Origin of the sequence: Barnesiella sp. CU968, assembly GCF_905219685.1 — a bacterium.
GTDB classification, from domain to species: domain Bacteria; phylum Bacteroidota; class Bacteroidia; order Bacteroidales; family Muribaculaceae; genus Lepagella; species Lepagella muris_A.
Genome location: NZ_CAJMXD010000213.1, coordinates 1 through 5,199, shown reverse-complemented (window position 1 = coordinate 5,199; position 5,199 = coordinate 1). Strand labels below are relative to the sequence as shown.

Genomic DNA, 5,199 nt, shown 5'->3' with positions numbered 1-5,199 from the left:
AACTCTTGACCTCGAATTTGATTAACACTTTTTAAGAGACACTAGTGAGATTCTTTCTCGATGCAAAGCTGAATGGAGTTCTTAACTCTATGTTTGCAGTGTTAAGCGAATCATTAGGGAGATTGCAGAGGTATGGATTGAAAAAAAGATGATCTACCTCCACCTCGAATTTGCTGTGATGCAGCATTCTGTTTTTCCCTTGTTCGTCTTTCCTTAAGGTGCATTTAAGATCGAAGACAAGAAATTTTTCAGGCTTGCCGGTTTCGGGATTATTGAAATTCAGGAACTGCTGGCAACCGAAACCATCAAAAACAATGCTATCAAGATCCATTGCACCTCGGGTGGATGTAGAGGCATAGAAGTCTGTGATCTGTTGTTGCATGGGAAGTTTCCTTGTATATTTGCAATCTGCGGATACCTGTTGCATCCAGTCTCCTTTCTTATCTCTAAGAGCTTCGGCAACCAGACCGATACCTGCTGACAGCAGGTCTGCCGACACCGATGACACAGTGCCAAGTGCGGTTGAGCGGTATGCACCCTTGATCACTTTCCATGAATCTCCGAGTAATCCTCTGTTGTTTATGCTTTTCCCGAAAGTGAGAAGAGTGGAATCGGTATTCTCATATACAAGAACCTTAAATTCTTGATTTGCCGATAGATTGTGGAGAGAGTTCGACTGTGCGAATGCTGGTAAGGCGGCAGCCAGAATGAGTAATGATAAAAATCTGTTCATGTTCAAATATCTGTATTGTCTATTAAAATAAATGGTGCCCACATCGACTGACTGGCGAAAGGGTATGACACAACCGTGTTTCCGGTCTCTATTATCCTGGAGGATTGGATTGCCGGATCATATTCTTCAATTATCTCAGGTTCTTCAATGCAGTATCCTCGTAGATAATCCTGAGCAAGACGAAAGGCTTCGGATTTTGATTTTCCGAGAGCTGTGAGTTTATAAAACATTGTCATGAACCTCATTGCTGCCTCATCGTTGACTTCCCACAAAGTCGCTATAATTGTTCCTGCTCCGGCAATCTTGAATCCTCTCACGAGTCCGGCGGGACCTTCGTCACTGACTTTGCCGTCGGCTGTCTGGCAGGCAGACAGGACAACAAAACCGATGTTTCGCATGTCCATATCGCAGAGTTCTCTTGCGGATAGGAGTCCGTCTTCTCTATCGGAGTGTCTGTGGGCGTTATTGGCACCTGACAGAGCGAGCCCGGAAGCGAGCAGCGATCTGTCTGCCGAGATAGAGTCGGAAAGTATATAGTTTCCTTTGTCATCATCCAGATGCAAAGTATATCCGTGTGTTGATATGTGCATGCCGCCATATTTGCCGCAATTATGTTTTAAATACTCCTCAGACAACTGATAAGTATGTTCTGCATGCGGCATGAACCGGAATATTGTATCTACCTCAGCCTTCATTCCGGGCAATGTTGAAAATGATATCTCGCGGATATTATCCCTGAGGAAATCAGCGGCATTGTGGTTTGGCAAGATATTTTCTATGGCAGAATCAGGGAGACCGTCATAATCAAAGCCGCCGGCAAGCAGAAAATCACGAGGTGTGGAACTTCTTTTTTCTGACAACAGATTGACAAGATTCGTCAGACGGTGGATGCGTATATCAGCAGGAAGACCGGGCAGATGTTCGATGGCAAGAAGATTGAAAATTCCGTCAGGAACGAAAAACAGACGGTCGATGTTGTCAAGCCACCCGAGCACGGGCATCCAGATCTTTTGAGTAAGGGATGAATCGGAATACACGGCATCGATGTGATCAGCGCGTCCACAAGAGATCGCAGTCTTAAGTCTTATGCCGTTTACTATGTGATTTTCAATCTCTGAAACAAGACCTAACGGAACGAACCTTATATTCTTTTTAGTCGCCACTATGGCTCCCATGTGGCTTTCAAGTTTTCCGGAACTGTCTCGTTTCGGATATACCACAAAATCAACGGCAGCATCCTTTTTACTTAAACGATTCCTTATATCCCTGCCATTATAGTTAAGAATACTTTTGAACTCCGCACCTTTTGCCGGCATCGATATGCCACGTCTGAACAGCGCCACATCAAACAATAATTCAGGATAACTGTTCTCAAGCCCGAATGCGAGTGATAAAAGAGGTTTTTCTTTTTTCCAGAAATCAAGTCGGTTCTGCACAGACATTCCTTCAAAGGCTGATATTATGTTCTGTCTGTTGAGATTGAAATATTCCCTGAATTCTTCTTTTGCTTTTTCTGTGTTACCGCATGCGAGAAGTATCTCCGCTTTCTTTCTTCTCATAATAATAAGATCCGGATGAGATAAGTTCACAATGCGGGCAAGTCCTGAAAGAGCAGTGTCGATATGCATGATTGCCAATTCGCAATTGTGACTGAATGCCTCAGACAAGGCAAGGTTGGAAAGGGAGATGAATTTTTCAGCAGTCAGTCTGCCGTATAATGAATCGGCTATGCTTAACTGCCTGGATGCTTCAGCCCATTTCCCTTGTTGCATATACAGAACACCGAGATTATGACATATTATCGCCTTGTCGGTAGAGTCGGAAAATTCCGATATTGCGGTCTTGTAAAGATTTTCAGCCTGTTGAAAACGTTCGGTCCGGGTGTACACGGAAGCCAGATTGGTTATTCTCCTGTTCTTCGTATCTTGGTTGTGACAAGGCAGGTCATTGAGAATCTTTTCCGCTTCGGAATATTGTCCTGTCTGTATAAGAAGGTCGGTCTTATTGAGAGAGACTATTGCGCGGTTCAATTCTGAGGCATCTATTCCGAGAGCGGCATCATAGTCGGCAAGTGCCGCTGAATAATTGCCTGATTTTTTATGGCATCTGGCTCTTGAATCATATGCTTCAAACAATAATGATGTCCGGGAGTGCGGTGAATTAATCACACTGTCAAGGGCCCTTACGGCATCTGTATATCTGTTTTGGCTCGCCAGATTCCGGGCTCGCCCCATTGTCTGATACACAGAGGCGTTGCCGAGAGAGCACCACAAAAGGCTCAATATCAGTGACAGTGCGAATCTTGCCATTTCAGTTCAACGCTATTACATATGTAACGTCAGTATCACTTATGTTGGATATTGAAAGTTCAATCCAGCCGGGATTTTCCATATCCCACTCTATCCAGGATGAGTTGCCTGATGTAGAAAAGTCTTTATATTCTTTGCCTGAATCTCTATCTCTTAATACTGCCACGGGCGGCTGCACACCATCCGATGATAAAAACAGCGTAACATGCCCCTCGCATCTTAGCTCGGCTGTCACGTTCCCTTTTGCCTTTACGCCGTGATGCGATACATATATCTCCGGATCCGAGAGAGAGGACTCGCGTAATAGAGAAGCCTCGTCAAGTTCAGCGATTATAAAATCATTCAACAACAGCCTGTCGGCATATTCAGGAAGAAAATATATCTTGGGAGATATGCGGTCATCAGTCGGTGTGATACGTATATATTCATCGGGAATTGCCGATACTTCAAGATTGTCGAGCATCTCGAGCGCCGATTCCATGAGAGACTTGTCTTGATTCGCCAAAGCCTCGTTCATAGTCTTGCAAGCGATCATGTAATTGCGCATTACAGAAGGAAGCGTCTCGCCGGCGAGACATCCGTTATGAACAAAGCCACACAAAATTATTATGAAGGCGATATATTTTCTCATTGTATCAGTCCATTCTTGTTTTATAATCATCATAAGTGTATTCCCTGAGGAGCACGGGAGAGCCTTTGATAGGGGATAGCCATATAGAAGGATGCTGAATGCCGTTGAACATGTTCGTTTTTACGGTAGTGTAGTGGTTCATGTCAAGTAGTGTCAGCGTGTCTCCGGCTTTCAATGGCTCTGCAAATTTCCAGTCTCCCGTAAAATCTCCGCTTAGACAAGAATTACCACCGAGTCTGTATACATGTCCTTCTGCGGCATCGTCGGGAAGGGCCTCAAGAATGTTAGGTCTATACGGCATTTCAAGGCAGTCAGGCATATGGCATGCAAAAGAAGCGTCTATTATTGCTGTTTTGATGCCTGCGTCTTCAACAACGTCAAGTACTCTTGTAACCAGATCACCTGTCTGCCAGGTGAACGCGCTTCCCGGCTCCATGATAAGCTGAAGTGAAGGATATTCTTCATGAAGCTTATTTAATATGGATATGAGATGCTTTATGTCGTAATCCTTACGTGTCATAAGATGTCCGCCACCCATGTTTAGCCATTTTATGTCAGGCAAGAGATGTCCGTATTCAGTCTTGAATGCTTCGAGAACTTTTTCAAGGTCATAGCTTGATGACTCACATAACGCGTGGAAATGCAGTCCCTCGATTCCATCCGGTAATCCGTCAGCAAGATTCTCCGGTTTCTCTCCGAATCGAGAACCCGGCACACATGGGTTATATATGTCTGTCTCAATCACACTGCAGTGTGGATTAACGCGCAGACCTGCTGAAACCTGTTTATCCGGATGAGAATTATTGTATTCTTTCAACATCGGATAAAACTTATTGAACTGGGAGAGCGAATTGAATGTGATATGCGAGCTTCCCTTTAGAAACTCAGGGAATGATTTGTCGGTATAGACAGGGCAATATGTATGGACTTCATTGCCCAGAAACTCAAGCGACAGTTTCATTTCATTCAAAGAACTCGCGGTGGAGGCTTTGAAGTAGTCTGCAATTATGGGAAATGTTTTCCAGAGAGCATTTGCCTTGAATGCCATTATTATCTTGACTCCGCCTTCTTTGGCAACATGGCTGAGGATTTCCATGTTACGGCGAATACGGTCTTCGTATACTATGTAATAAGGTGTGTCAATATCTGAATGCATAATGAAAATTTTATTTAGAAGAGACATTTAACCGATAATCTCGAATTTGGCAAATTTCAAGAGGAGTTTCTTGATACCTGTGACCCCGAAGTCAACAGTAACGCTCGGTTCTCCCTGCACATTGCCCATCATGGTGATTTCACCCTCGCCGAGTTTAGGATGGCGTATTCGCATTCCGATTGCAAGCTCATCGGGAGTATGCATCGGTTTTATGGCAGTTCCGACCCCAGTCGTGTCCATTCTATGCAGGCTGTTGACAGCGGTTTTGCCATAATCCGGGCGTGACGAAGGAGATCCGTAATCCGAGAATCTTCCGGAACGGAAAGAATCAGCAGGATTGGTTCTTCTTGCTGTATTGTATGTTTTATAA

General features: G+C 44.3%; 5 protein-coding genes. All 5 read right to left on the bottom strand.

Features of this window, described 5'->3' with window-relative positions; translation table 11 throughout:
- Positions 1 to 31: 31 nt before the first annotated feature.
- Positions 32 to 733: a hypothetical protein gene (locus JX312_RS08910; RefSeq protein WP_204457755.1), complete on the bottom strand. Its 702-nt coding sequence runs from the start codon at positions 731 to 733 to the stop codon at positions 32 to 34.
- A gap of 2 nt (positions 734 to 735) precedes the next feature.
- Positions 736 to 3,042: a CHAT domain-containing tetratricopeptide repeat protein gene (locus tag JX312_RS08905; protein WP_204457754.1), complete on the bottom strand. Its 2,307-nt coding sequence runs from the start codon at positions 3,040 to 3,042 to the stop codon at positions 736 to 738.
- Between the two features lies 1 nt (position 3,043).
- On the bottom strand, positions 3,044 to 3,673 hold the full coding sequence (locus JX312_RS08900) for a hypothetical protein (RefSeq protein ID WP_204457753.1): 630 nt from the start codon (positions 3,671 to 3,673) through the stop codon (positions 3,044 to 3,046).
- 4 nt (positions 3,674 to 3,677) lie between these two features.
- Positions 3,678 to 4,829, bottom strand: a complete 1,152-nt coding sequence (gene nspC, locus JX312_RS08895; RefSeq protein ID WP_239653873.1) for a carboxynorspermidine decarboxylase — start codon at positions 4,827 to 4,829, stop codon at positions 3,678 to 3,680.
- Between the two features lie 27 nt (positions 4,830 to 4,856).
- Positions 4,857 to 5,199: hypothetical protein (locus tag JX312_RS08890; RefSeq protein WP_204457751.1), on the bottom strand; the 343-nt coding region annotated here is incomplete at its 5' end.